Source organism: Flavobacterium sp. AED (assembly GCF_000812945.1).
Taxonomy (GTDB): domain Bacteria; phylum Bacteroidota; class Bacteroidia; order Flavobacteriales; family Flavobacteriaceae; genus Flavobacterium.
This window is the reverse complement of sequence record NZ_JSYM01000003.1, coordinates 203,370-227,654: the sequence shown is the minus strand read 5'-3', so window position 1 is coordinate 227,654 and position 24,285 is coordinate 203,370. Positions and strand designations below refer to the sequence as shown.

19 protein-coding genes and 1 tRNA gene are annotated in these 24,285 nt (G+C 34.8%); 15 read left to right on the top strand and 5 right to left on the bottom strand.

The genetic code is table 11. The features are described from left to right. The 5 genes from OA85_RS12535 to OA85_RS12510 form a co-directional block, all read right to left on the bottom strand. Entirely contained in the window at positions 1 to 960 is a 960-nt protein-coding gene (locus OA85_RS12535; RefSeq protein WP_039110123.1) for a quinone oxidoreductase, read from the bottom strand. A gap of 430 nt (positions 961 to 1,390) precedes the next feature. Continuing rightward, positions 1,391 to 1,603, bottom strand: a complete 213-nt coding sequence (locus tag OA85_RS12525) for an SHOCT domain-containing protein (RefSeq protein ID WP_039110119.1) — start codon at positions 1,601 to 1,603, stop codon at positions 1,391 to 1,393. 138 nt (positions 1,604 to 1,741) lie between these two features. Continuing rightward, positions 1,742 to 2,368, bottom strand: coding sequence for a peptide-methionine (S)-S-oxide reductase MsrA (msrA, locus tag OA85_RS12520; protein ID WP_039110118.1), 627 nt, complete (start codon positions 2,366 to 2,368; stop codon positions 1,742 to 1,744). A 1-nt stretch (position 2,369) separates the two neighbouring features. Further along, on the bottom strand, positions 2,370 to 2,930 hold the full coding sequence (gene msrB, locus OA85_RS12515; protein ID WP_039110117.1) for a peptide-methionine (R)-S-oxide reductase MsrB: 561 nt from the start codon (positions 2,928 to 2,930) through the stop codon (positions 2,370 to 2,372). A gap of 149 nt (positions 2,931 to 3,079) precedes the next feature. Further along, positions 3,080 to 3,541, bottom strand: a complete 462-nt coding sequence (locus tag OA85_RS12510) for a GNAT family N-acetyltransferase (protein WP_039110318.1) — start codon at positions 3,539 to 3,541, stop codon at positions 3,080 to 3,082. A 167-nt stretch (positions 3,542 to 3,708) separates the two neighbouring features. Between OA85_RS12510 and idi the strand changes: the two genes are divergently transcribed. From idi to OA85_RS12440, 15 genes are all read left to right on the top strand, one after another. Continuing rightward, a complete protein-coding gene (gene idi, locus OA85_RS12505) occupies positions 3,709 to 4,236 on the top strand; it encodes an isopentenyl-diphosphate Delta-isomerase (RefSeq protein WP_039110317.1) in 528 nt (175 codons plus the stop codon). A 95-nt stretch (positions 4,237 to 4,331) separates the two neighbouring features. Beyond that, positions 4,332 to 4,742, top strand: a complete 411-nt coding sequence (locus OA85_RS12500; protein WP_039110116.1) for a 6-carboxytetrahydropterin synthase — start codon at positions 4,332 to 4,334, stop codon at positions 4,740 to 4,742. Then, a complete protein-coding gene (locus OA85_RS12495) occupies positions 4,742 to 5,200 on the top strand; it encodes a peroxiredoxin (protein ID WP_039110115.1) in 459 nt (152 codons plus the stop codon). Before OA85_RS12500 ends, OA85_RS12495 begins: the two co-directional genes overlap by 1 nt. Next, positions 5,188 to 5,472, top strand: coding sequence for a hypothetical protein (locus OA85_RS17775; protein ID WP_369699888.1), 285 nt, complete (start codon positions 5,188 to 5,190; stop codon positions 5,470 to 5,472). The genes OA85_RS12495 and OA85_RS17775 overlap by 13 nt, the downstream gene beginning before the upstream one ends. Before the next feature lie 68 nt (positions 5,473 to 5,540). Beyond that, a complete protein-coding gene (locus OA85_RS12490; RefSeq protein ID WP_029286506.1) occupies positions 5,541 to 5,807 on the top strand; it encodes a hypothetical protein in 267 nt (88 codons plus the stop codon). Between the two features lie 78 nt (positions 5,808 to 5,885). Beyond that, a tRNA-Thr gene (locus OA85_RS12485) sits at positions 5,886 to 5,959 on the top strand. A gap of 371 nt (positions 5,960 to 6,330) precedes the next feature. Next, complete coding sequence (locus tag OA85_RS12480) at positions 6,331 to 7,338, top strand: 3-oxoacyl-ACP synthase III family protein (protein ID WP_039110114.1); 1,008 nt, start codon at positions 6,331 to 6,333, stop codon at positions 7,336 to 7,338. A 247-nt stretch (positions 7,339 to 7,585) separates the two neighbouring features. Further along, positions 7,586 to 8,548 (top strand): type I phosphomannose isomerase catalytic subunit, encoded by a 963-nt coding sequence (locus tag OA85_RS12475; RefSeq protein ID WP_039110113.1) that lies wholly within the window; start codon positions 7,586 to 7,588, stop codon positions 8,546 to 8,548. Between the two features lie 257 nt (positions 8,549 to 8,805). After that, the gene (locus tag OA85_RS12470) at positions 8,806 to 9,816 is read left to right on the top strand and encodes a LacI family DNA-binding transcriptional regulator (protein WP_039110112.1); all 1,011 of its coding nucleotides are present in this window, start codon (positions 8,806 to 8,808) and stop codon (positions 9,814 to 9,816) included. Positions 9,817 to 10,475: 659 nt separating this feature from the next. Further along, positions 10,476 to 13,547 (top strand): SusC/RagA family TonB-linked outer membrane protein, encoded by a 3,072-nt coding sequence (locus OA85_RS12465; RefSeq protein ID WP_039110111.1) that lies wholly within the window; start codon positions 10,476 to 10,478, stop codon positions 13,545 to 13,547. A gap of 17 nt (positions 13,548 to 13,564) precedes the next feature. Continuing rightward, complete coding sequence (locus tag OA85_RS12460; RefSeq protein ID WP_039110109.1) at positions 13,565 to 15,103, top strand: SusD/RagB family nutrient-binding outer membrane lipoprotein; 1,539 nt, start codon at positions 13,565 to 13,567, stop codon at positions 15,101 to 15,103. Positions 15,104 to 15,205: 102 nt separating this feature from the next. Continuing rightward, a complete protein-coding gene (locus tag OA85_RS12455; RefSeq protein ID WP_052257246.1) occupies positions 15,206 to 18,499 on the top strand; it encodes a VCBS repeat-containing protein in 3,294 nt (1,097 codons plus the stop codon). A gap of 10 nt (positions 18,500 to 18,509) precedes the next feature. Then, positions 18,510 to 19,892, top strand: a complete 1,383-nt coding sequence (locus OA85_RS12450) for a vanadium-dependent haloperoxidase (RefSeq protein ID WP_052257245.1) — start codon at positions 18,510 to 18,512, stop codon at positions 19,890 to 19,892. Continuing rightward, positions 19,882 to 21,879 (top strand): glycoside hydrolase family 2 protein, encoded by a 1,998-nt coding sequence (locus OA85_RS12445; protein WP_052257244.1) that lies wholly within the window; start codon positions 19,882 to 19,884, stop codon positions 21,877 to 21,879. Before OA85_RS12450 ends, OA85_RS12445 begins: the two co-directional genes overlap by 11 nt. Positions 21,880 to 21,962: 83 nt before the next feature. Further along, positions 21,963 to 24,236, top strand: a complete 2,274-nt coding sequence (locus OA85_RS12440) for a GH92 family glycosyl hydrolase (RefSeq protein WP_039110108.1) — start codon at positions 21,963 to 21,965, stop codon at positions 24,234 to 24,236. The last annotated feature ends 49 nt before the right edge of the window (positions 24,237 to 24,285 follow it).

Here is a 24,285-nt window from a genome sequence, read left to right as displayed (position 1 = left end):
TCAAGGAATCAATATGATTTTTCCAGTACTTTTTCTGCTTTCCAAATAATCATGTGCTTTCTTGCCTTCAGAAAGTTTGAAAACAGTTGGTGCAGCAATAGTAATTTGATTGCTATTAATCCAATCAAATAATTGATGCGCTCTTTTAATGCGCTCTTCTTTAGTAGTTAAATAACTCCATAAGTCACCGCCAGTCAATGTTTTGGATGTGTCCATCAACATTCTTGGATTGACAAAATCTGGATCGCCACCGGCCATACCAAAAAAGACTACTTGCCCACGATTTTTAGTCACTTCAAAACTATCACTTAAAGTACTGCCGATACTGTCATAAACCACATCTACTCCGTTTGGACAAAAAGATAAAACCTGTGATTTCCAATCTTCGGAGTATAGGAATACTTTATCGGCACCATTTTGTAGTGCAATCTCCGCTTTTTCTTTTGATGAGGTCAAACCAATTACTTTGGCTCCTAATAATTTACTGATTTGTGTCAGAAATTGTCCCACTCCTCCTGCCGAAGCATGAATAAGGACTGTTTCTCCAATTTTAGTTTTGTGACTGTCTGTGGCTAAATAATGTGCTGTTAATCCTTGTAACAGTATCGTTGCAGCTGTTTCAAAAGAAATGGTTTCCGGTAACGGTATCACATTCGAAACGGGAACAGACACAAAATCAGCATTTGCAAAAGGAACATCAGCAAATGCAACTCGGTCCCCAATTTTAAAATCAGGATTATTGTTTGTGTCTACAATCACTCCAGAACCTTCATAACCCGCAATAAAGGGAGGGTTTCCTTTTAGATGATAATTTCCTTTTCGTCTGTAAACATCTGCAAAATTTAAACCGATGGCTTTCATTTCAATCAGTATTTCCTCTTGTTTTAATGTTGGAGTTGGAATTTCAATATATTCTAAAACATCTGAATTGCCAAATGTTGAAAAAGTAAGTGCTTTCATTTTTTAAGTTTTATGTACTCATTAGCGTATGCAAAGAACGTGAATTATAATTTTTTTAGCATAGCTATATAAATATACTTAACCAGTTTGGTGTAATTATTCAAAACGTTAGTTCGAGTGATTTTCTCCCGAAGCTTCGGGAAGAAAATTATATCGAGAACTAGAAAATTAGTATCAAAAACTAATTGCAACCAACGGGTTTATATAATAATTCCCTTTTGAATATAAATATTACTTTTATCTTTTCAAGTAAAGATGTCTCCAATTGAAGTTCCTTATTTTCCTGTCTTTCTGAAAAATAAGCTTGAAGGGTTTGAAAGCCTTTTTTGTTTAAATCTTTTGTCGCAAAAGCTAGCCAAATCAAATATAACATGGAGTTTTTTGATTGCTAGTTGGAGTGTGTGAAATGTATATGAGGAAAAGATTGTTGTTAATTCTGATCAAGAAATTTCTTTTTTTCGTCAAATTCTTCTTGCGTAATTTCTCCTTTGGCGAATCTTTTTTTTAGAATATCCAGTGGAGTATCGTTTTTTGTTCGCTGACCTGGGATGCCATAAGGAGTTACAAATACCCATATTAAAATGACGATCCAGAATACCCACCATAACATATGCATTCCCCAAAAGTGATGTCCGTTATACATGATAGATTATTTAAATTGTTGAATAATCAGTATAAATATATGAAATTTAGAGCAGAAAATCAAGGTGTTGCGTAGGATTATTTCTTTATAGAGATAAAAAAACCGCCTCTTTATAAGGAGGCGGTTTTGTCATAATTTCTATTTTTTCTTTTTCAATCGATCTTTAAATAGCTTTTCAAATTTTTCTATTTTGGGTTGAATCACCATTTGACAATACGGTTGGCTTTTATTATTTGCATAATAATTTTGATGGTAATCTTCAGCTTTGTAAAATTTGGTTAGCGGTTCCAATGTTGTTACTATAGGACTGTCATATACTTTAACTTTTTTTAAGGCATTGATAATCGCTTGCGCCGCAGTTTTTTGTTCTTCATTTTTGTAGAAAATAGCAGACCGGTATTGTGTTCCTGCATCAGCGCCCTGGCGATTTAAGGTTGTAGGGTCATGCACACTAAAGAAAACTTTGAAAATTTCGTCTAGATTCGTTACATTTTTATCGTAGGTAATTTGTACCGCTTCGGCATAACCAGTTCTTCCGGTGGAAACATCCTCATACGATGGATTCATCATTTTACCGCCTGCAAATCCTGATACTGCTGATTTTACTCCGTTGAGATTTTCATAAACGGCTTCTACACACCAGTAACAACCGCCTGCTAAAGTGATGGTTTCGAAATTGGATTGTTTTGGGGCTTTTTGGGCAACATTATTTTGTGCTAACATACTTAATGATGTCAGTAAACAAATCAAAAATAGATTTTTCATATTATTTAGTATCAGGTATAAAGTCAAGTGCTATCGAATTCATGCAATATCTTTTTCCGGTAGGTGCGGGTCCATCATCAAAAAGATGTCCTAAATGGCCACCACATCTACCGCAAAGGGCTTCGGTTCTTTCCATTCCAAGGGAATTATCAGTTTTATAAACCACGCTGTTTTTATTGTCTTGCTCAAAAAAACTGGGCCAACCGCAACTGCTGGCAAATTTTGCACCAGAGCGGAATAATTTGTTGCCACAAGCAGCACAATAATACGTTCCTTTTTCATCCGTGTTCCAGTATTTTCCTGTAAACGGTCTTTCAGTATCTGCATGTCGCATTACTTCATAGACATCTTCGGGTAATACTTTTTTCCATTCGGCATCCGTAAGGTTCAGTTTTGTCGTATCCGTATTGGAATAATACGGATTTCCGGGTTTATTGATTGGATTTTCCATACTAGTAGTTTTTTTAGTATTGTTTAGTTTGCTTGTATTTTGCCCACAGGCTGTAAACATGAATAGTTGGAGTAAAAATAATACGCTTAAAAAACGGGTTGTTGTTTTCATAATTTTGTTTTTATACTACAAATGTAAAGCGGTTTAGAATCATTATATGTCGCCTACTTTACAAATTAATAGCGATTTAAGTAAGTTTTAACTATTGTTATTTACGAAAAAAAATCACTTTTGGATTTGTAATTAATAAAAGTGTAATACTACAAACCCATTCGCATATTTATCAAGTGTTTTTTGAATCCTACTTTTTCATAGGCTTTAATTGCTGGAGTATTATCATTGTATACATCTAATCGGAGTTCGAATATGTCCTTAGAACGACACCAATCTTTGAGTGCTTCGATAATTCTGGAATTCACTCCTTTTCCTCTGTGATTGGGATCTGTGTACATGAATCCTAAATAGGCATAGGTTTCATGATTCAAATAAGGCTTCGCGTCTTCTAATCGTGCATATCCGGAACCAATTATTTCCGAATCACTTTCGGCTACCAATACTTCAATATGAGATGCCGAAATCATTTTCTCAATGTCATAATAATGGATTTTTCCTTCTTTTAAAGTGGGGTCAAAAGGACGTTCGGCTATAATAATTCCTTGTTCAAATTCAAGGAGTTTCTTTAAATCGTCAGGATGTGCTTTTCGGATTGTGATGTCGTGCATTGTGATATTTGTATTTGAATATAAAAATACAAAAGAATATTTAAATTGATGACTTTGTGTTTTATTTGGATTGCCCAAAGTTATTCCGCTTCAACAAATCGAAACAGAACGTTAAAGCCCTATTCGATAATTTTCTTTTTTGTATTTTTGTAATGCTAAAAATACCTATGAAAGAAGAAAACGTAATATTAGTTAACGAAAATGATGAGCAAATAGGGCTGATGCCTAAGTTAGAAGCACATGAAAAAGCAGTTTTACATCGTGCGTTTTCTGTTTTTATTTTAAACAGTAAAAACGAATTGATGTTACAGCAGCGAGCCCATCAAAAATACCATTCTCCTTTGTTATGGACGAATACCTGCTGCAGTCATCAACGGGAAGGAGAGTCCAATATTCAAGCTGGAAGTCGTAGATTATTTGAAGAAATGGGTTTTAAAACAGAACTCAAAGAGCTTTTTCATTTTATATACAAAGCCCCTTTTGACAATGGATTGACCGAGCATGAATTAGATCATGTGATGATAGGGTATTACAGCGATAGTCCGGAAATAAATAGAGAGGAAGTTGAAGATTGGAAATGGATGACAATTGAAGATGTAAGAGTTGACATGGAAATTAATCCCGAACTATATACCGTTTGGTTTAAAATAATTTTCGACGAGTTTTATCACTTCCTGGAAGAACATAAAATATAAGGTTACAGTTGTGAAATTTCAGACTGCAGTATCTGAATAAATTAAAATTTAATTGTAATTCTGAGCGTAGCTGAAGATAAATACCCTAAATTAATATGAAAGTTACTATTTCACGAAAAGCCCATTTTAATGCGGCACATAGATTGTATAGAAAAGACTGGACTTTCGAACAAAATGATGCAGTTTTTGGCAAATGCAATAATCCTAATTATCACGGACATAACTATGAATTGATTGTTAGTGTAACGGGGAAAATTGATCCCGAAACTGGATTTGTCATGGATGTGAAATTCCTGAGCGAAATCATCAAAGAAGAAGTTGAGGATCAATTTGATCATAAAAATCTTAATCTTGATGTTGCAGAGTTTCAAGATTTAAATCCTACTGCCGAAAATATTGTAGTAGTTATTTGGAATAAAATCAGAAAAAAAGTCAAACCAGAATTTGAATTGGAAGTTGTTCTTTATGAAACACCTCGAAATTTTGTAACCTATAAAGGGGAATAATGGACTTAAAAGTGGGAGATAAAATCCCGAATTTTAAAGCAAAAGATACGAACGGCAATGATTTTGACAGTCAAAATATAGTTGGATTGAAACCTCTTGTCATATACTTTTATCCAAAAGATAATACTCCGGGTTGTACCGCCCAAGCCTGTAGTTTTAGAGATGAATATGAAGATTTCAAAGATTTAGGAGCTGAAGTAATTGGTATTAGCAGCGATAGTGTAGCTTCCCATCAAGAATTTACCAAACATTATAAATTGCCTTTTCTTCTTTTGTCAGACCCTGATAAAAAAATCAAAAAGCTTTTTGGTGTTCACTCTCGAATCCTTGGTTTACTTCCAGGAAGAGTGACCTATGTAGTAGATAAAAATGGAATTATTCAAATGATTTTTGATAGTGTCTTGGCTACTAAGCACATGTCTAAAGCACTTGAAACCATTAAAAAATTAGTATCATAGATTACCTGCCGCCTTATAATTTTTGCGCAGTCGATGCTATAGTAGATTGTCCTTATTTTACGACTAATTTCATTCCGCTAGAAGATAAAATTACGGTATCTAAATCCGGAAAAACTTTTACTGTTTATATGAGTGTGGAAGGAACATTTGAAATTGAGTTTAACAATTCAAAATTGCAATATAAAAAAGGAGATACTATTTTGATTCCTGCTACAATGAATGCATTCATTCTCAATGGAAAAGCTTCAATTTTAGAAATTTACATTTCATAGTCGGTAATAGAAAGATTATGTGTACTTTTGCAGACGCAAATTAAAATTCAAATTTTAAAAAAATAAAAATGGCAAACGTTAAGAATTTAAAGAAAGACATCAACTACGTTTTAGGAGATATTATTGAAGCAGTTTACTTGTTCGAAATTTCTACAACAGGAAAACCAACAACAGAAACTAATGATTTAATTGACGAAGCTATCGCTGCTTTTGACGCATTAATCACTAAAGTGAACGCAAAAAAGGTAGAAGATAAAAAAGCACACTTCAAACAAATTAATGTTGAATTGGAACAAACTGCTAATCAATTGATTGCTAAAATCAACGAATTGTAGTGAAAAAAAAAGCAAAAAAAGTTTGAATTTGTTTTGGAAAATAGAAATTCAGACTTATATTTGCACCCGTAATGAGTCGCCAGCGTAGCTCAGTTGGCTAGAGCAGCTGATTTGTAATCAGCAGGTCGTGGGTTCGAGTCCCTCCGCCGGCTCTTTAATAAAACCATCTAATACTCTTAGATGGTTTTTTGTTTTTATTAAAAAAAAAGGCAACATTAAATTTAATTCAAGGTTAAAAAAAACCGTCTCGATATATCGAGACGGTTTTTTTATTTTAGTATCAAAATTAATTTTTTAAGTTTTTTTCTAAAAACTGATCTTGTTTTTTAACAAAATGCCCTAGCCCTGATAGAAGCGGCATCCTTTTATTCTTTTTTTTTACGAGAATAAAAGATACAGCGTATAGCAGGAAATAGCTCCTGAAAAAATAATTGCATATTACCAAAAAAGTAGTAATTTGTGGTCTAATATTTTAAAGTATATTTAAATTTATAGCCTTGATTTTAATAAAATAATAAAACATATGTACCATTCGAAAATTGCAGGATTAGGATTTTACGTTCCTTCCAATATAGTTACTAATGATGATTTGTCTAAAATTATAGATACGAATGATGAGTGGATTCAGGAGCGTACGGGTATTCAGGAAAGAAGACACATTATACGCGGGGAAGATACGACAACTTCGATGGGAGTGAAAGCGGCTGAAATTGCGATTGAGCGTTCCGGTGTTGCAAAAGAAGACATTGATTTTGTAGTTTTTGCTACCTTAAGTCCTGATTACTATTTTCCTGGACCGGGAGTTTTAGTTCAACGTGATTTAGGTCTTAGAACTGTAGGTGCATTGGATGTTAGAAATCAATGTTCCGGTTTTGTTTATGCGTTGTCAGTTGCTGATCAATATATCAAAACGGGAATGTATAAAAATGTTTTGGTAATTGGTTCTGAAGTGCATTCAACCGGATTGGATATGACGACTCGAGGCAGAGGTGTTTCTGTAATTTTTGGAGATGGAGCAGGAGCGGCCGTTTTGAGCAGAGAAGAAGATTTGACTAAAGGAATTTTATCCACACATTTGCATTCAGAAGGACAACACGCCGAAGAGCTAATTGTGAAAGCACCAGGAATGGGAGGACGCTGGGTTACGGATATTTTAGCCGATAATGATCCGGATGATGAAAGTTATTTTCCTTATATGAATGGACAATTTGTGTTTAAAAATGCTGTAGTTCGTTTCAGTGAGGTAATAAATGAAGGTTTGCAAGCGAATAACTTGCAGGTTTCGGATATTGATATGTTAATTCCGCATCAGGCGAATTTGAGAATTTCCCAATTCATCCAAAAGAAATTCAACCTTACGGATGAACAAGTATATAATAATATTCAAAAATATGGCAATACAACTGCCGCTTCTATTCCAATTGCTTTGACTGAAGCTTGGGAAAAAGGAAAAATAAAATCAGGAGATACAGTAGTTTTGGCTGCTTTTGGTAGCGGATTTACTTGGGGGAGTGCTATTATAAAATGGTAGTCAATCCTTTTGTTTATCGATTATAAACGAATTGTTTTAATAGGAGAAAACCCGAAGTAGCTACTTCGGGTTTTTTTGTTATTGGGAATTCTTAAGAAATAAATGGAACCTTAAAATGATTTATTTTTTGATGATATTTAAATTTCGAATTCAGTTTCTCTGATTTATAACTATTTTTATATATTTGCTAAATCGATTTAGCAAAATTGATTTAACTAGAAAAAAAATAATCATATAAAAAAGCAAAATGAAATTTTATCCATTACAATTTGATCCTATTTTGAAAGAAAGAATTTGGGGCGGTGAAAAACTGAAAACAGTACTTCATAAACCAATTACATCAAAAATAACTGGTGAAAGCTGGGAGTTATCCACTGTAGAAGGTGATGTGAGTGTCATTGCTAATGGAGATTGGAAAGGGAAATCGTTGACTGATATTATTAATGAGTTTCCTAATGAGATTTTGGGAATAGCGGTTCATACTCAGTTTGGAAAACAGTTTCCGTTGCTTTTTAAATATCTGGATGCCCGTGAAGATTTGTCCATACAAGTTCATCCTAATGATGAGTTGGCCAAAAAGCGTCATAATTCTTTTGGGAAAACGGAGATGTGGTACATTATGCAAGCTGATGATGATGCTCGAATAATTGTTGGCTTTAAAGAAAAATCGAATGCAAACGACTATTTAGAAAATCTAAAAAATAAAACGGTACTTTCTATTCTGGATGATGTAAAAGTAAAGTCAGGAGATGTTTTCTTTTTGGAAACGGGAACAGTTCACGCAATTGGTGCGGGATTAGTTGTTGCTGAAATTCAGCAAACTTCTGATATAACGTATCGATTGTATGATTTTGAGCGGATTGATGCTAGTGGTAATACTAGGGAACTACATGTTGATTTGGCTTTGGATGCGATTAACTACAATGTGGTAGAGACTCAAAAAGAATATACTAAAAAGGTAAACGAATCCAATACTGTTGTAGACTGTCCTTATTTCACGACTAATTTCATTCCGTTAGATGGAGCAATTACCGTTTCTAAATCTGGGAAAAGCTTTACGGTATATATGTGTGTAGAGGGAACATTTGAAATTGAGTACAACAATTCAAAATTACAATATAAAAGAGGGGATACGGTTTTAATTCCAGCTGCCATGAATGCATTTGTTCTCCAAGGAAAAGCGTCCCTTTTAGAGGTGTTTATTTCATAAGTAGCGATTCGTAGTTGAATAAAGTTGTTTTTTGTCAAATTAAAATTAATTGTGAGTCTAATTTTAATGCGAATTTATTTATTATTCAGATATAAAGATATCTCTGTATATATTCATAAATACTGTGTATTTGCTGATTTATTAACTTTATAAAAAGAATTCTTTTAAAAAAATATTTACTAAAACGATTTTGTAACTATTTTTATATATATTTGTCACATAATCAATAACAGTTTAATATAAAATTAACACGCTAAATGAAAAAAATCACCATTAAAGATATTGCCATGGAAGCTAAGGTTTCCATCTCTACGGTATCTTTTGTCCTTAACGATAAAGGTGAGAAAATGAACATTAGTAAGGCTGTTATTAAAAAGGTACAGGAAGTTGCTGAAAAGTTACAGTACAGACCTAATATGATTGCGAGTAGTCTACGTACCGGAAAGACAAGATCAATCGGTCTTATTGTGGAGGATATTTCGAATCAATTTTTTTCTGATTTGGCAAGGGTAATTGAGGATGAGGCAAAAAAACTGGGTTATAGAGTTTTTTATTGCAGTACCGGTAATGATGATGATCGTTCAGATGAACTGATACAAAGCCTTCTTCAGGCTAATGTGGATGGCTTTATTATTACTCCAACAGAAAAATTGGAAAAAAGTATCGATCACCTGATTAAATTAAAAAAGCCTGTGGTATTGATTGACAGGTATTTTCCAGGGCAAAATGTTAGTCATGTTGTTATGGATAATTATGAGGGATCTTATTCCGCTACACAATTTCTTATAAAGAAAGGGCGTCGTAGTATTGCTTTTGTAAATAATACATCAGGAATGATTCAGATGCAATTGAGGGAAAAGGGCTATGTTGATGCGATGAAAGAGGCAGGACTTTACCAAGAATCCCTTATTCTTCATTTAGAATATCATAGTAATGAAGATGCTAAAATTGCAGCCATAGTTCATTTTTTTGAAACGAATACTGGGATTGATGCTGTGCTTTTTTCAGCTAACTATATGGGACTTGCTGGATTACAGGCTTTTCGTAAAATGGATTTAGAAATACCAAAAGATTTATCTGTTATTAGTTTTGATGATCATTATAGTTTTAGATTACATACACCATCAATATCTGTTATTGAGCAACCTATTGATGCTATAGCTGTGAAAGCAGTAGCGTTGCTTATGGATCAAATGATAGACAGTAGGGATTTTGTAATAGAGAAGGTGCTTCAAAAAGGGAAGCTTCTCATAAGGGAATCTGTATAATTTAGATTAGGGCTATTCATTTTATTGCAAAAAATGAAAAGTTCGTTTTTTTTATCATTTTGCTAAATCGATTTAGTAAAATGAATTAAAACTTTACTCGAAGGGTAAGTGATTTAGAAAATGAAAATGTAGCTGATTTTCATTTAATTATTAAGTTGGAATAGTTGTTTCAAACAATTTTAGAAGGAATTGGAATAACTATTTAGGAGTTAAAAATGCTACTTTTTTTGTTAATTATAAAATCGATAATTGCTCTATTCGGTTTAGGAATGATAAAGAGGAAAGAATAGTAGTTGTGAATTCAGTATGTTTTTTAATCGTAAAGTCGATAATTGCTCTATTCGATTTTGATTAAAAGACTGGATAGCTTTAAAAAGGCAGGGAATCTGTACGCTTTTTTTTATTTACGAAATCGATATAGTCGCTCAATTCGATCTTTGTTTAATAAGAATAGGAAGCTATTTTGAAATATTGAAAATGTAACAAATGTTTTTTCTTCTAATTATTGAATCGATTTAAACCATCGATTTATAGTATTTAAAGTGCAAGAAATTAGAGTAAGATTGGAGAATTTATTTCAGTCTTATTTTGAAATTGAGTCCTTATTTTTTTATTAATTTTTTTAAACAAAACCAAAAACAAACTAAAACAAATTGCTTATGAAACGAATTTTAGCAGTGTTAGGATTGGTTATGCTCAGTTGCTTTGGCGCAATAGCACAAAACCGATCCATAACAGGCGTAGTCGCAGATGCAGGAAACAAGGGTATTGTTTCTGCAACCGTAAAGGTAAAAGGGAAATCCATTAGTACAATAACAGATTCAGACGGACACTTTGCGGTCATGGTGCCTTCAGGTAAAACCACTCTGATTGTATCTTCTATAGGATTTGGTTCTAAATCAGTAGATGTTACTGAAAATGAAAACAATATTACTGTTGTACTGGCTTTAAGCACACAAGAGCTTGGTGAAGTTGTTGTTACTTCCTTAGGAGTAAAAAAACAAAAACGAGTACTTGGTTATGCAGTTGGTCAGGTAAAAGGAGATGATTTATCTAAAGCAAAAGAAATCAATTTAGGAAATGCTTTGCAAGGTCGAGTGGCTGGAGTAAATGTTTCCGGAACTGCGACAGGACCAGCAGGTTCCAGTAGAGTAGTAATTCGTGGCGCTACATCAGCATCCGGTTCTAATCAACCTTTGTATGTTGTGGATGGAATTCCAATAGACAATACACAGCAAGGTAACGCTGGACGTTGGGGTGGAGCTGACAAAGGAGATGGTTTATCTTCTTTTAACCCAGATGATATTGCTTCAGTATCTGTTATGAAAGGAAGTGCCGCTTCTGCATTATACGGATATAGAGGATCGAATGGGGTTATCCTAATTACCACTAAAAGAGGGAAATCAGGACACGGAATAGGAGTGGAATATACCTCAAACTACACTTTTGAAAAAGTATTTAAAACTACCGATTGGCAATATGTATATGGTTCAGGAGACAGAGGGCAAAAACCAGCTAATTTAGCCGATGCTCAGGATTTATATAATTATTCTTGGGGAGCAAAATTAGATGGTTCTCAGGTCCTTTCTATCGATGGTTTGATGCATCCTTATAGTGCTCAAAAGGATAACATGAAAAACTTCTATAACAATGGTACGACTAATTCGAATACTATTGCATTAACTGGTGGAGATGATAAAATCAATTATCGATTTTCATTAGGAAATGTTGAGAATAAAGCCATTTTGCCTAGTGCAGGTTTCAATAGAAAAAATTTCACTTTATCGTTGAATGCAACTCCAAATGACAAAATTACTTTGGAGACCAATGCGCAATATGTTATTGAAGGAGCAAATAACAGACCTTTTCTTTCGGATTCACCAAAGAATGCGAACCTATCCGTTTATCAATTGGCGACCAATACAGATGTTAGATGGTTGCAACCAGGTGTAGATGCAAATGGGTTTGAAGCGAATCATTTTGGGGGTAATATTTATTCTCAAACGCCATATTTCGCTACAAATTATGTTAAGAATTTTGATCGTAGAAACCGATTTATTGGTTCTTCCAGTATTACTTATAACTTCAATCAAAATCTTTATGCAAAGGGTAAATTAGGTATTGACCATATTAATTATGAATATACTGATATCGAGCCTACAGGTATAGCTTATAATCCAAATGGAGGAATGAATGTTATTCAACAAACCAGATATGAGTATAATGCTGAGGGAATCCTAGGATATAAAAATACCTTTTTGGATAAATTTGAAGTGAATGCTTTTGTGGGAGCAAACCGCCAGCATAATCGTAGCAAAGGAATCAACCTTAGCGGTAGTGAATTCATTGTGCCTTTTCAATATTTTTATGGCAACCTAAAAAATAAATCTTCTAATGAAAGTTTTGCAGAAAGCGAAGTGAACTCCTTGTTTGGTTCTGCCGATTTGAGTTATAAAAACTTATTTTTTGTAAGCTTTACTGGACGTGAAGACTGGTTTTCTACTTTGAGCCCAAAAAACAATCATACCTTTTATCCGTCGGTTAGTACCAGTTTTATTTATTCGGATGCTGTTAAATTACCAGATTGGTGGAGTTACGGTAAATTCAGAGGTGGCTGGGGTAATGTAGGTGGTGCTTTGCCAGATGCCTATGCTTTGGTTTTAACATACAATCCAGTAGGACAAGGTTATTTTGGACAACCATTGGTTGGAACAAATGGAAATACCATACCTAATGGAAATTTACAACCGTATAATGTAAGAACTATAGAATTTGGTACAGAAAACTCTTTCTTTAAAAACAGATTGAGCCTGGATGTGACTTACTATAGTAAAACGACGACTAATGATATCGCTGATGCAAACGTTTCTATTTCATCAGGTTATAATTCAACAAAAATAAATGTAGGTGAAATTTCTAATAAAGGGGTAGAACTACAAATAAGCGGAATCCCTTTTAAAACAGAGCATTTTACATGGAATACCGGTTTTAATATGGGGTATAACCAAAGTAAAGTAGTAAAACTTTCGGATGAACTTAAGTCTAAAACTTTGGCTGATAATAGAGATGGTAATGCTTTTATTGTTTTAGAAGAAGGGCAACCGTTTGGTATTATAAAAGCCTATGATTTTGAAAGAAATGCAAGTGGGGCCTTGGTATACAATACTGATGGTACTTTACGCAGAGGTGAATTAGTAACAGCAGGTAAAGGTGTAGCTCCATATAGTATGGGCTTTACCAATGATTTCTCTTATAAAAATTTCAGATTATCAGTATTGATTGACGCTAAATTTGGTGGTGATGTATTTTCATCCAGTAACTATTTAGGATATCGTTTAGGATTACACAAAGGAACATTGGAAGGAAGAGAAGATGGAATTCCGGTTAGTGGTGTAGATGTAAATGGAGCTCCGGTAAATGTAACTGCTAATGCACAGGATTATTGGAGAGCATGGGCACGTGGACAAACAGCTAATTTTGTTTACTCATCAGATTTTATCAAGTTGAGATCGGTATCGCTAGGTTATGACTTTCCAAAAAGCTTCCTTGGAAAATCACATATTGAAGGTGTAAATATTTCTTTCGTAGCTCGTAACTTACTAAGTCTTTATAGTAAAGTTCCTAATGTTGATCCTGAATCAAATTATCAAAATGGTAATGAACAAGGACTTGAAAGAGGTGGAGTGCCTGTAACCAGAAGCTTTGGGTTAAACCTGAATGTTAAGTTTTAATAAAAAAACATACGAAAATGAAAAATAATTTAATAAAGTATTTAAGCGCTGGTTTAGGATGTATACTAGTGCTTACTTCCTGCGATAATGGGTTTGAAGATTTAAATAAAAACCCTAATGCCTATGTAACTCCTGATATAAATTCCGTTTTTTCTTTATCAGAAGTGTACATGAATGGACAAGATTATGAAAATCATAGAGCAAACTTGATTTACGCAAGTGCTATGGTTCAACATTTAGGTTCATTTACCTATTCTGGCGATAAATATGCCTATTCAACCGAGTGGTCTGGTGCTTTTTTTGGATCAACTTACAGCAACGGAATAAAAGAAACATCACAATTATTGGCAACCATTCCGGATACTCCAGAAAATGCGAATAAGAGAAGTGCTGTTAGAATCATTAAAGCATATTTATTTCACCGTTTGACTGATTTGTACGGAGATGTTCCTTATTTTGATGCAGGTAAAGGATATACTAATGTAATCCTGAAACCTAAATACGATAAGCAACAAGATATTTATAACGATCTTTTGAAAGAATTAGATGAATCAGCTCAAGCATTGGATGCAAGCAAGCCCTTTTTTGCTTCTTCAGATCTGTTTTATTCGGGAGATGTTGCTAAATGGAAAAAGTTTTCTTACTCTCTAATGCTTAGATTGGGAATGCGTCTTTCTAAAGTAGATCCTGCAAAAGCACAACTTTGGGTTGGTAAAGCAATAGCTGGGGGCGTTTTTCAATCCAATGCTGATAATGTTATTTTAAATCATGCTACTGGACCTGACGGCGTAAACAGAAATCCTTATACAACTCCTTTTTTACGTGAAGATTTACAAGAAGGAAATGGTAGTACAAAACTTGGTAAGACATTTATTGATCAATTGCAAAACACCAGTGATCCGCGTTTGCGTATATATGCTCGTATAGAAAGCACGGGTGATAATACACCTGCTAGTCAAAAAGGATTACCTAATGGCTATACTTCAGGAACAATCACTACGCATCCAAGCTGGACTGCTGCAGGAATTAAAGCGTATTCTGATCCTAATACCTTGACTATATTGCGTCAAGATGCCCCAGATATTATTATGAGTTATGCCGAAGTACAATTTTTATTAGCTGAAGCAGCTGTAAGAGGATGGGATTCAGGAAATGCACAAACCTATTACAACAACGGAGTAACTGCTGCCATGCAAATGCTTACTGTATATGGAAGTGCCGTGGCTCCTGTAAGTAATATTGAGGTTACTGCTTATTTAGTTGCAAATCCTTTTATGACATTGGGTACAACTGCCGCTAAATTAAATCAGATAGGAACACAAAAATGGATTGCATTATTCTTCAATGGATTAGAAGCATTTGCCGAGATTAGAAGAACTGGTTATCCAATTATAACACCGGTAAATTTTCCAGGTAATTTAACTGGAGGAACAATGCCAAGACGTTTAATTTATGACGAAACGGAACGTGTTAATAATACGGCTAATTATAATACAGCTATTACACAACAAGGTACCGATGAATTCACTACTAGAGTTTGGTGGGATAAGCCTTGATTTTAAAGCAGTAGTTTAGATAAAACTTAATCTGAGTCGGGTAGTAAAACCTACCCGACTTATTTTAAATTAAGCTATCGGTATTAATAACAACAAGAAAGTATGAAAAAGTTTTTGTTACCTATTGGGATTGGTTTACTGTTCTTTTTACCTGTTTTTTCGCAGCAGACAAAATTGTTTTCTTTGCTCCCTGCTGAAAAAACTGGAATTACGTTCAATAACCTTTTAAAAGAATCACCCGAACTTAACATTATAACCTATGAATATTTTTACAATGGTGGTGGTATAGCTACCGGCGATTTTAATAATGATGGATTAATAGATCTGTATTTTACCGCTAATACACAGCCCAACAAATTATATTTGAATAAAGGAGACTTCAAATTTGAAGATAATACAAAAAGTGCCGGTGTAGATGGACATAAAGGATGGAAAACAGGTGTAAGTGTGGCAGATGTTAATGGGGATGGTTGGCTGGACTTGTATGTTAGTTATTCCGGCGATACCGAACCTGAAAAGAGAAGGAACCAGTTGTTTATCAATAATGGGCCTTCTCCCTCTGTCAACGGTGAAATTACATTTACAGACAAAGCTGTAGAAATGGGAGTTGCTGATTCGGGCTATTCTACCCAAGCTGCTTTTTTTGATTATGACCGTGATGGTGATTTGGATCTTTTTGTACTAAATCACAATATTAAAGAATTACGGAATTTTGATGCTGCTTTTGTCAAAAAGATGGTAGACCCTGATGCAGGTGACCGACTTTATCGTAATGATAACAATCATTTCACAGATGTAACTCTAGAAGCTGGTATTATTTCCAATCCGCTTGGATATGGGCTTTCAGTTATTGTCAGTGATATTAATAATGATGGATGGCCAGATTTTTATGTGTCCAATGATTATGTAGAAGAAGATTATCTCTATATCAATAATGGAGATGGAACTTTTACGGATCGTTTAAAAGAGCAAATGGGACATATTTCTAATTTTTCTATGGGAGCTGATATAGCAGACATTAATAATGATGGTTGGCCTGATATTTATACGCTGGACATGTTGCCGGCAGATAATAAAAGGCAGAAATTATTATACGCTCCAGATAATTATGAGCTCTATAATAACACCTTACAAAATGGGTTTTACCACCAGTTAATGCGTAATATGTTACAGGTAAATAATGGGAATAACACCTTTAGCGAAACGGGACAATTAAGCGGAATTTCTAATACGGATTGGAGTTGGTCAGCTTTGTTTGCTGATTTTAATAATGATGGTAATAAAGATCTTTTTGTTTCCAATGGATATGGAAGAGACATGATAAATCGCGATTTTGCAAAATTTTATGCCAATGAACGATTGAAATATTTGCGTGGAGAGTCTGGAGAAAGAATGTTTCAAATGCTGAAAGGAATCCAGTCTACACCACTTCACAATTATATTTTTGAAAATAAAGGAAATCTTCAGTTTAAAGATTGCTCCATGGATTGGGGACTCGAAAATGAAAATTTTTCTCAGGGATCAGTTTACGCGGATCTTGATAATGACGGAGATCTTGATTTGGTAATAAATAGGATGAATGATGTGGCAGCAATTTATCGCAATAATGCTGTTGAAATGAATAATACGGGGAATTATATTAACGTAGCATTACAAATGCCGGGGCAAAATAGAAATGCTTTGGGAGCGAAAGTAAAAGTGTATACACCAAAGGGAATTGTAACACAGGAAAATTATCCGATACATGGTTTTCAAAGTGCAATGCAAGAACCCTTGCATATTGGTTTGCCTTCTGCAACAATTGATTCGATTGCTGTTTATTGGCCGAATGGCAAATTGGAGATACTTAAAAATAACACGGTAAATCAAACAATACATGTTACATATACTAATCCAAATCGTATTTATTCTGCTCCAACTAGTGCTTCAACTGTATTTTCTTTAGCAGATGTTTCTGTTCCTTACAGACATACTGAAGAAGAAACGAATGATTTTAAAACACAGCCTTTAATGACCAATATGCTTTCGTATAGCGGACCACATATTGCCAAAGCAGATGTGAACAAAGATGGGCTGGAAGATATTTTCATTGGCGGAGCTAAAAATCAGGCAGGGCAGTTATTATTGCAACAGCAAAATGGAAGTTTTATTCGTTCTACTCAAAAAGCATTTGAAGAAGACAGCCTTTCTGAGGATGTAGATGCATTATTTTTTGATGCCGATATGGATGGAGATATGGATTTGTATGTCGTAAGCGGTGGTTATGCATTTGATGAAAATGACGCGGCTTTACAAGACCGAATTTATATAAATGACAACGGTACATTTGTAAAAAGTCAGGGCGCTTTACCAATAGAAACAAGTAATGGTTCTTGTGTGAAACTAGCGGATGTAGATGGTGATGATGATCCTGACTTATTTATAGGTAGTCGTGTTATTTCGGGAAAATATCCTGAAGCACCCGAGAGTTTTTTATTATTGAATGATGGAAAAGGGAAGTTTACGAATGCTATTGCAACAGTAGCACCTGGATTGCAACGGTTAGGTATGATTACTGATGCCATCTGGATGGATGTAAATAAAGATGGAAAACCGGACTTGGTTGTTTGTGGGGAATGGATGATAATATCTTGTTTCGAAAACAAAAATGGTCAGCTTGTCGATGCCACTCAAAAATATTTCCCCACTGCTTTATCTGGTTGGTGGAACCGATTGGCTTCAGCCGATTTAGATGGTGATGGTGATTTAGATTTGGTAGCCGCAAACTGGGGTACTAACAGTCAAATCAAGGTTAGCAACACGGAACCAGCGACACTTTATTATGGCGATTTTGACAAAAATGGTTCTATAGATCCCTTTTTATGTCAATACATTCAGGGCAAATCCTTTCCTGTGGCGAGTAGAGATGAATTGACTGATCAGATGGTGAGCCTCCGACAGCGCTTTCCTACTTATGATTCCTATTCAGAAGCAACTATCAATGAAGTTTTATCACCAGAGCAATTGCAGTTGGCAAAAGTTCTGAAAGCGGATTCTTTTGAAACAAGTTGGTTCGAAAATAAGAATGGTACTTTCATTCCACACCGTTTACCCATGCAGGCAAATTATGCTCCTATTTATGCTATTGCCATTGCGGATTATAATCATGACGGTAAAAATGACATTCTATTAGGAGGAAATATAGAGAAAACAAGAATAAAAATTGGAAAAATAGATGCTAATTATGGTGTTTTATTGACAGGAGACGGAAAAGGGAATTTTACTTATATGCCTCAACTAAGTTCTGGTTTGAATGTAAAGGGCTGCGTAAAGGACATTATTTCTATAGAATCTAAGGGTGAAAAAAAGGTCTTGTTTTCTATCAACAACCAGCTTCCTGCGGTTTACAAATATTAATATATCCAATATGAGAAAATATATTCTTGTCGTGTTTATACTTTTTCTGGGAACTACATGTTTTTCCCAGAATTCTGAAAAATTTTCTTCAAAAGATTATGTTTCAGCTTTAAAAAAAGTAACCGATGTCATGGTTAATGATGTTACATCACCAGTGGCAGCAGCTAGATACTATGCCTATGTAACGCTTGCGTCGAATGAAGTAATGTCGTTATTTCAAATGCCGGAGCAATCTTTTTCGAAATCGCTCAATGGTTTTCCAAAAGTACAGGTTGCCGATACGCTTATCACAAAAAGTGACGCTTCTTTAGCATCCGTATATACCGTTTATAAAATGGCAGAAAAACTGTTGCCATCTGGATATAAGTTTTCAACTGAAGGGGATTCTTTAATACGGGTAGCTATAAAAAAAGGAATTTCTAAAGAACAAACGGAGCGTACTTCACAGCTGGTGCAAATTGCAATAACTCAAATAACACCGTATATAAAGGCAGATAATTTCCGAAAATTAAGCAGCTTTAAAAAATATACGCCATTAAGCGGTGACGGACATTGGCAACCAACCGGACCGGGATATATGCAAGCACTGGAACCAAACTGGAACCAAATACGCCCTTTTTTATTGGATTCTGCCCAACAATTTAAACCCATTGCTCCCATTGTATTTGATACTGCCAAAACATCTCCTTTCTATAAACAAATGGATGAGGTTTATAATATTGTAAACAAATTGACCAAAAAACAAAAAGCAATAGCCAGTTTTTGGGATTGTAATCCTTTTGCTTTACAACAGATTGGACATGTAGAATTTGGGTTAAAAAAAATATCTCCAGGCGGACATTGGATTGGTATTACGGGGAATGCCTGTTTAAAAAAGGAAACAAGTTTAGAACAAACTATTTTTATTCATACAACTGTCGCCATTACATTAACCGATGCATTTATTTCTTGTTGGGATGGAAAATATAAAACGAATAGAGTAAGACCAGAAACGGCGATTAATAAATGGATTGACAATAAATGGAAGCCATTATTACAAACACCGCCTTTTCCGGAATATACATCAGGACATAGTGTGATATCTACGGCGGCGGCAACGGTGCTTACTAAAATCTTCGGAGATAATTTTTCCTTTACAGATACAACTGAAACAGAATTTGGTTTGCCTGAAAGAAAATTTAAATCCTTTTTGCAGGCATCGCAAGAAGCAGCTATTTCAAGGTTATACGGAGGGATTCATTTTAGAGATTCCATTGAAAATGGCGCTTTGCAAGGAGAGCAAATTGGGAAATACATTATCATAAAAATATTGGAATCAAATAACAGAAATTTTACTTTTATGAAAGATAAAAAGCAACACAATAACCAAATAATCAGCCACGATGAAATGTAAAAAAGAATTTTGTTGGTTTGTAATTTGTTGTTTTACAAATTTGTTCTTTGTGGCGAATGCTCAAAATAGTTCAATAGTTCTAAAAAATGGCTGGCAATTTCGTCAAGAGAAAACGGCAAAATGGAATGCCGCTTCAGTTCCGGGAGAAGTGCATACTGATTTGCTGAATAATAAACTCATTCCAGATCCGTTTTATCGTGATAATGAAAAAAAACTGCAATGGATTGAAAAAAAGAACTGGGAGTATAAAACTTCATTTCAAGTAAATTCAGGAACGTTAAATAAAAAAAATGTAGAACTGGTTTTTGACGGACTGGATACGTATGCAACGGTTTATTTGAATGAAAAGTTAATCTTAAAAGCTGATAACATGTTTCGTCAATGGCGTGTTGATGTGAAAAAAATAATAAAATCAGGCAATAATGATTTGGTAGTTGTATTTCAATCGGCACAAAACGTTGTTGATTCACTTGCCAAAAAAGATTTGCCTTTTATAATTCCGGACAATCCTCGTGCGTATGTACGCAAAGCACAATATCATTTTGGATGGGATTGGGGACCTAAATTTACTACTTGCGGTATTTGGAAAGCAGTGCGATTGGAAACTTACGATGAAAAAACACCAGAGAAGCCTTATGTTCTAAACCGTAAAATAGAATTGGTACAACAACCCGACAGTCTTGGGAAATCATTTTATTTTAAAATTGATGGCAAGCCGGTTTATATGAAAGGAGCCAATTACATTCCATCGGATGCTTTTCTTTCGAGAGTTACCAAAAAAGAATATGAAAAGGTGATTGCAATGGCGAAAGACGCCAATATGAATATGCTTCGTGTTTGGGGGGGCGGGATTTATGAAGACGATTTTTTTTATGATTTATGTGATAAATATGGGATCAACGTTTGGCAGGATTTCATGTTTGCCGGAACGATGGTCCCTGGAGATAAAGCTTTTTTTGATAATGTAAAAGAAGAAGTGCAATACCAAGTGAAGCGTTTGCGTCATCATCCAAGTATTGTTTTGTGGTGCGGTAATAACGAATCTGATGAAGCATTTAAAAACTGGGGATGGCAAAAAACGATGAATATGCCAAAGCAAGATTCTATTCGTTTGTGGAAAGATTATGTTCGATTGTTTCAGGACAGTATTCCAAAATGGGTAAAAGAGGTAGATAATAAAAGACCGTATATCAGCAGTTCACCATTATTTGGTTGGGGAAAAAAACAAAGTATTACAGAAGGGGACAGCCATTATTGGGGAACTTGGTGGGGATTGGAAGATATTGAAGTGGTTAAAAATAAAACAGGACGTTTTGTTAGTGAATACGGAATGCAAGCCATGCCGAATTATTCTTCAATAGAAAAATTTACGTCACCTGAAGACCGTTATTTGTTTTCGGATGTATTAAAAGCGCATCAAAAAGCGGGAAAAGGGTTTACGAAGTTAAACTCCTATTTGAATCGCTATTTTATTGATTCCACCAAAGTAAAAAACATGAAAGTGGCCGATTATACTTATCTCACCCAGTGTTTGCAATATTATTCGCTAAAGAATATTATTGGGATTCATCGTTCCAAAGCGCCTTATAATATGGGAACTGTAGTTTGGCAATTGAATGATTGTTGGCCTGTGGCGAGTTGGAGTGTCACCGATTATTATAACCGACAACCCAAAGCAGCTTGGTACGCCATGCGGGAAGCGTATCGGGATGACAAAACTCCTGAGATCGACCTGACACGACCTATAGACTTGAAATTGGAAAATCCTAAAATCAGTTGGATTATTAAAGGAAATGAAATAATCATTAAAGCCTTGAAACCAGCCAAATATGTTTATGTGGAGATTAAGGGATACAAAGGAAAACTAAGCACTAATTATATGGATTTGAAAGCTGGAGAAGAAATGAAAATTTCGTTTGAAGGAAAAATAACAAAGCCAATTATAACAGTTACATCATTATATGATGTAATTAACAGATACAAATAAAAACAAATAGAATTGTAGCGGATTAATTTTATCCGTTAGAAATGAGTTAATTTTAACGAAGTCAATTAATAAAATAAAGAATAATGTTTGCAAAATATAGTAAAATAGCCTTTTCAGGGATTGTAGCGTTCAGTATATTATTTACAGAGCCGGCAGTTTCACAAGTAAAAACCGGAAAGCAGCATTTAGAGTACACGCAATATGTCAATCCATTCATAGGATCAGCTGGACATGGACATGTTTTTGTGGGAGCCAATGTTCCTTTTGGAGCGGTTCAGTTAGGGCCGGTAAATGTTTTTGAAGGCTGGGATTGGTGCAGCGGCTATAATTATGCGAGTAATACAATATTAGGATTTACACATACCCATTTGAGCGGTACAGGAATTGGAGATTTGAATGATATCCTTTTATTGCCGGTATCCGGTAAAGTGCCACTTACTAAAGGAACAAAGGAAGATATGGTTACCGGTTATGGCTCTTATTTTTTGCATAAAAATGAAATAAGCAAGCCAGGATATTACAGTGTTTTACTGGATAAATACAAAATTAAAGCAGAATTAACCGCTACCGAAAGAGTAGGGTTTCATAAATATACTTTTAATGCTACGAATGATGCTCATGTTCTTTTAGACCTTGCAGATGGTATTGGATGGGACAAACCTGTGAAGACATTCATTAAAAAAACTGGAGCCAAGACCATTGTGGGTTATCGCCTTTCGAAAGGTTGGGCTGATGATCAAAGGGTATATTTTGCAATGGAATTTTCTGAACCTATTGCAAATATCGCTCTGTATGACAGCACTGCTATAATAAAAGGGAAGGAGGGAGAAGGTGTCCGAATGAAAGCAGTTATTGATTTTGCAACTTTAAAAAACAAACAGGTTTTAGTCAAAGTAGGTCTTTCTCCGGTAAGTTATGAGAATGCTTCCGCAAATATAAAAGCGGAGATTCCAACTTGGGATTTTGATAAAACGGTGAAACAAGCCAATTCAAAATGGAATGCAGCGCTCAATAAAATTCAGATTAAGGCCGATGAAAAAACGATGAAGGTTTTTTACACTTCATTGTATCACACGATGTTTGCTCCTTCTATTTTTAATGATGCCAATGGAGATTACAGAGGAACAGACAAAAAGGTATATGAAAAAGCGAATTTCACTAATTATACCACTTTTTCACTTTGGGATACGTATCGTGCTTTGCATCCTTTGTACACCATTACACAACCAGACAAAATTAATGATATTGTGAAATCTTTCTTGGCAATCTATCAGCAACAAGGACGATTACCGGTTTGGCATTTGATGGGTAATGAAACTAATACCATGAATGGGAATCATTCAATTGCGGTTATTGTCGATGCTTATCTAAAAGGATACCGAGATTATGATACGGCTCTTGCGTACGAAGCCATCAAAAAAACTGCGATGCAAACCCGTGACGGAATGGATTATGTTCAAAAACTGCAATACATTCCTGCCGATACGATGTTAGAAACCGTTGGAAATGCTTTGGAATATGCCATCGATGATTGGTGTATTGCCCAGATGGCAAAAGCTTTGAACAAGATGGAGGATTTTGCTTATTTTTCAAAAAGAGCCAATCTGTACAAACTTTATTTTGATAAAGAAACAACGTTCATGAGAGGGAAATTAGCCAATGGAAATTGGAGAACGCCTTTCAATCCACTTTCATCTGCCCATCGCAAAGACGATTATGTAGAAGGAAATGCTTGGCAATACACTTGGTTAGTGCCTCAAGATCCTCATGGTTTAATAGACTTATTTGGAGGTGAAGATAAATTTTTAGCCAAATTAGATGCGCTATTCCTAATAACTGACAAAGTGGAAGGTGAAGAAGCTTCTCCGGATATCAGTGGTTTGATTGGGCAATATGCACAAGGAAACGAACCCAATCATCATATTCCCTATTTGTATGCCTATGCAGGACAACCTTGGAAAACGGCAAAACTGATTCGGGAAATTGATGATAAATTTTATTCCACAAAACCAGATGGATTATGTGGAAATGAAGATTTAGGACAAATGTCAGCTTGGTATGTTTTCTCCGCAATGGGATTTTATTCCGTTAATCCTGCTAATGGTGTTTATGTTTTGGGGAGTCCTTTGGTAAATAATGCTACAATAAATTATAAGGGCGGTATCTCTTTCAAATTAACAGCAATAGATAATAGTCGTACGAATATGTATATTCAAAAAGCAGAATACAATGGGAAGCCTTTTACCAAATCCTATATCACTCACGAAATGATTACAAAGGGAGGAGAGTTGAAATTGTATATGGGTAGTACGCCCTCGGTAACTTGGGGTGTGAAAAAAGAAGACAGACCGTTGTAGGTTAATAAATTTGAGGTTAAATTTAAAAATTAGAATAAAAATTCTATCA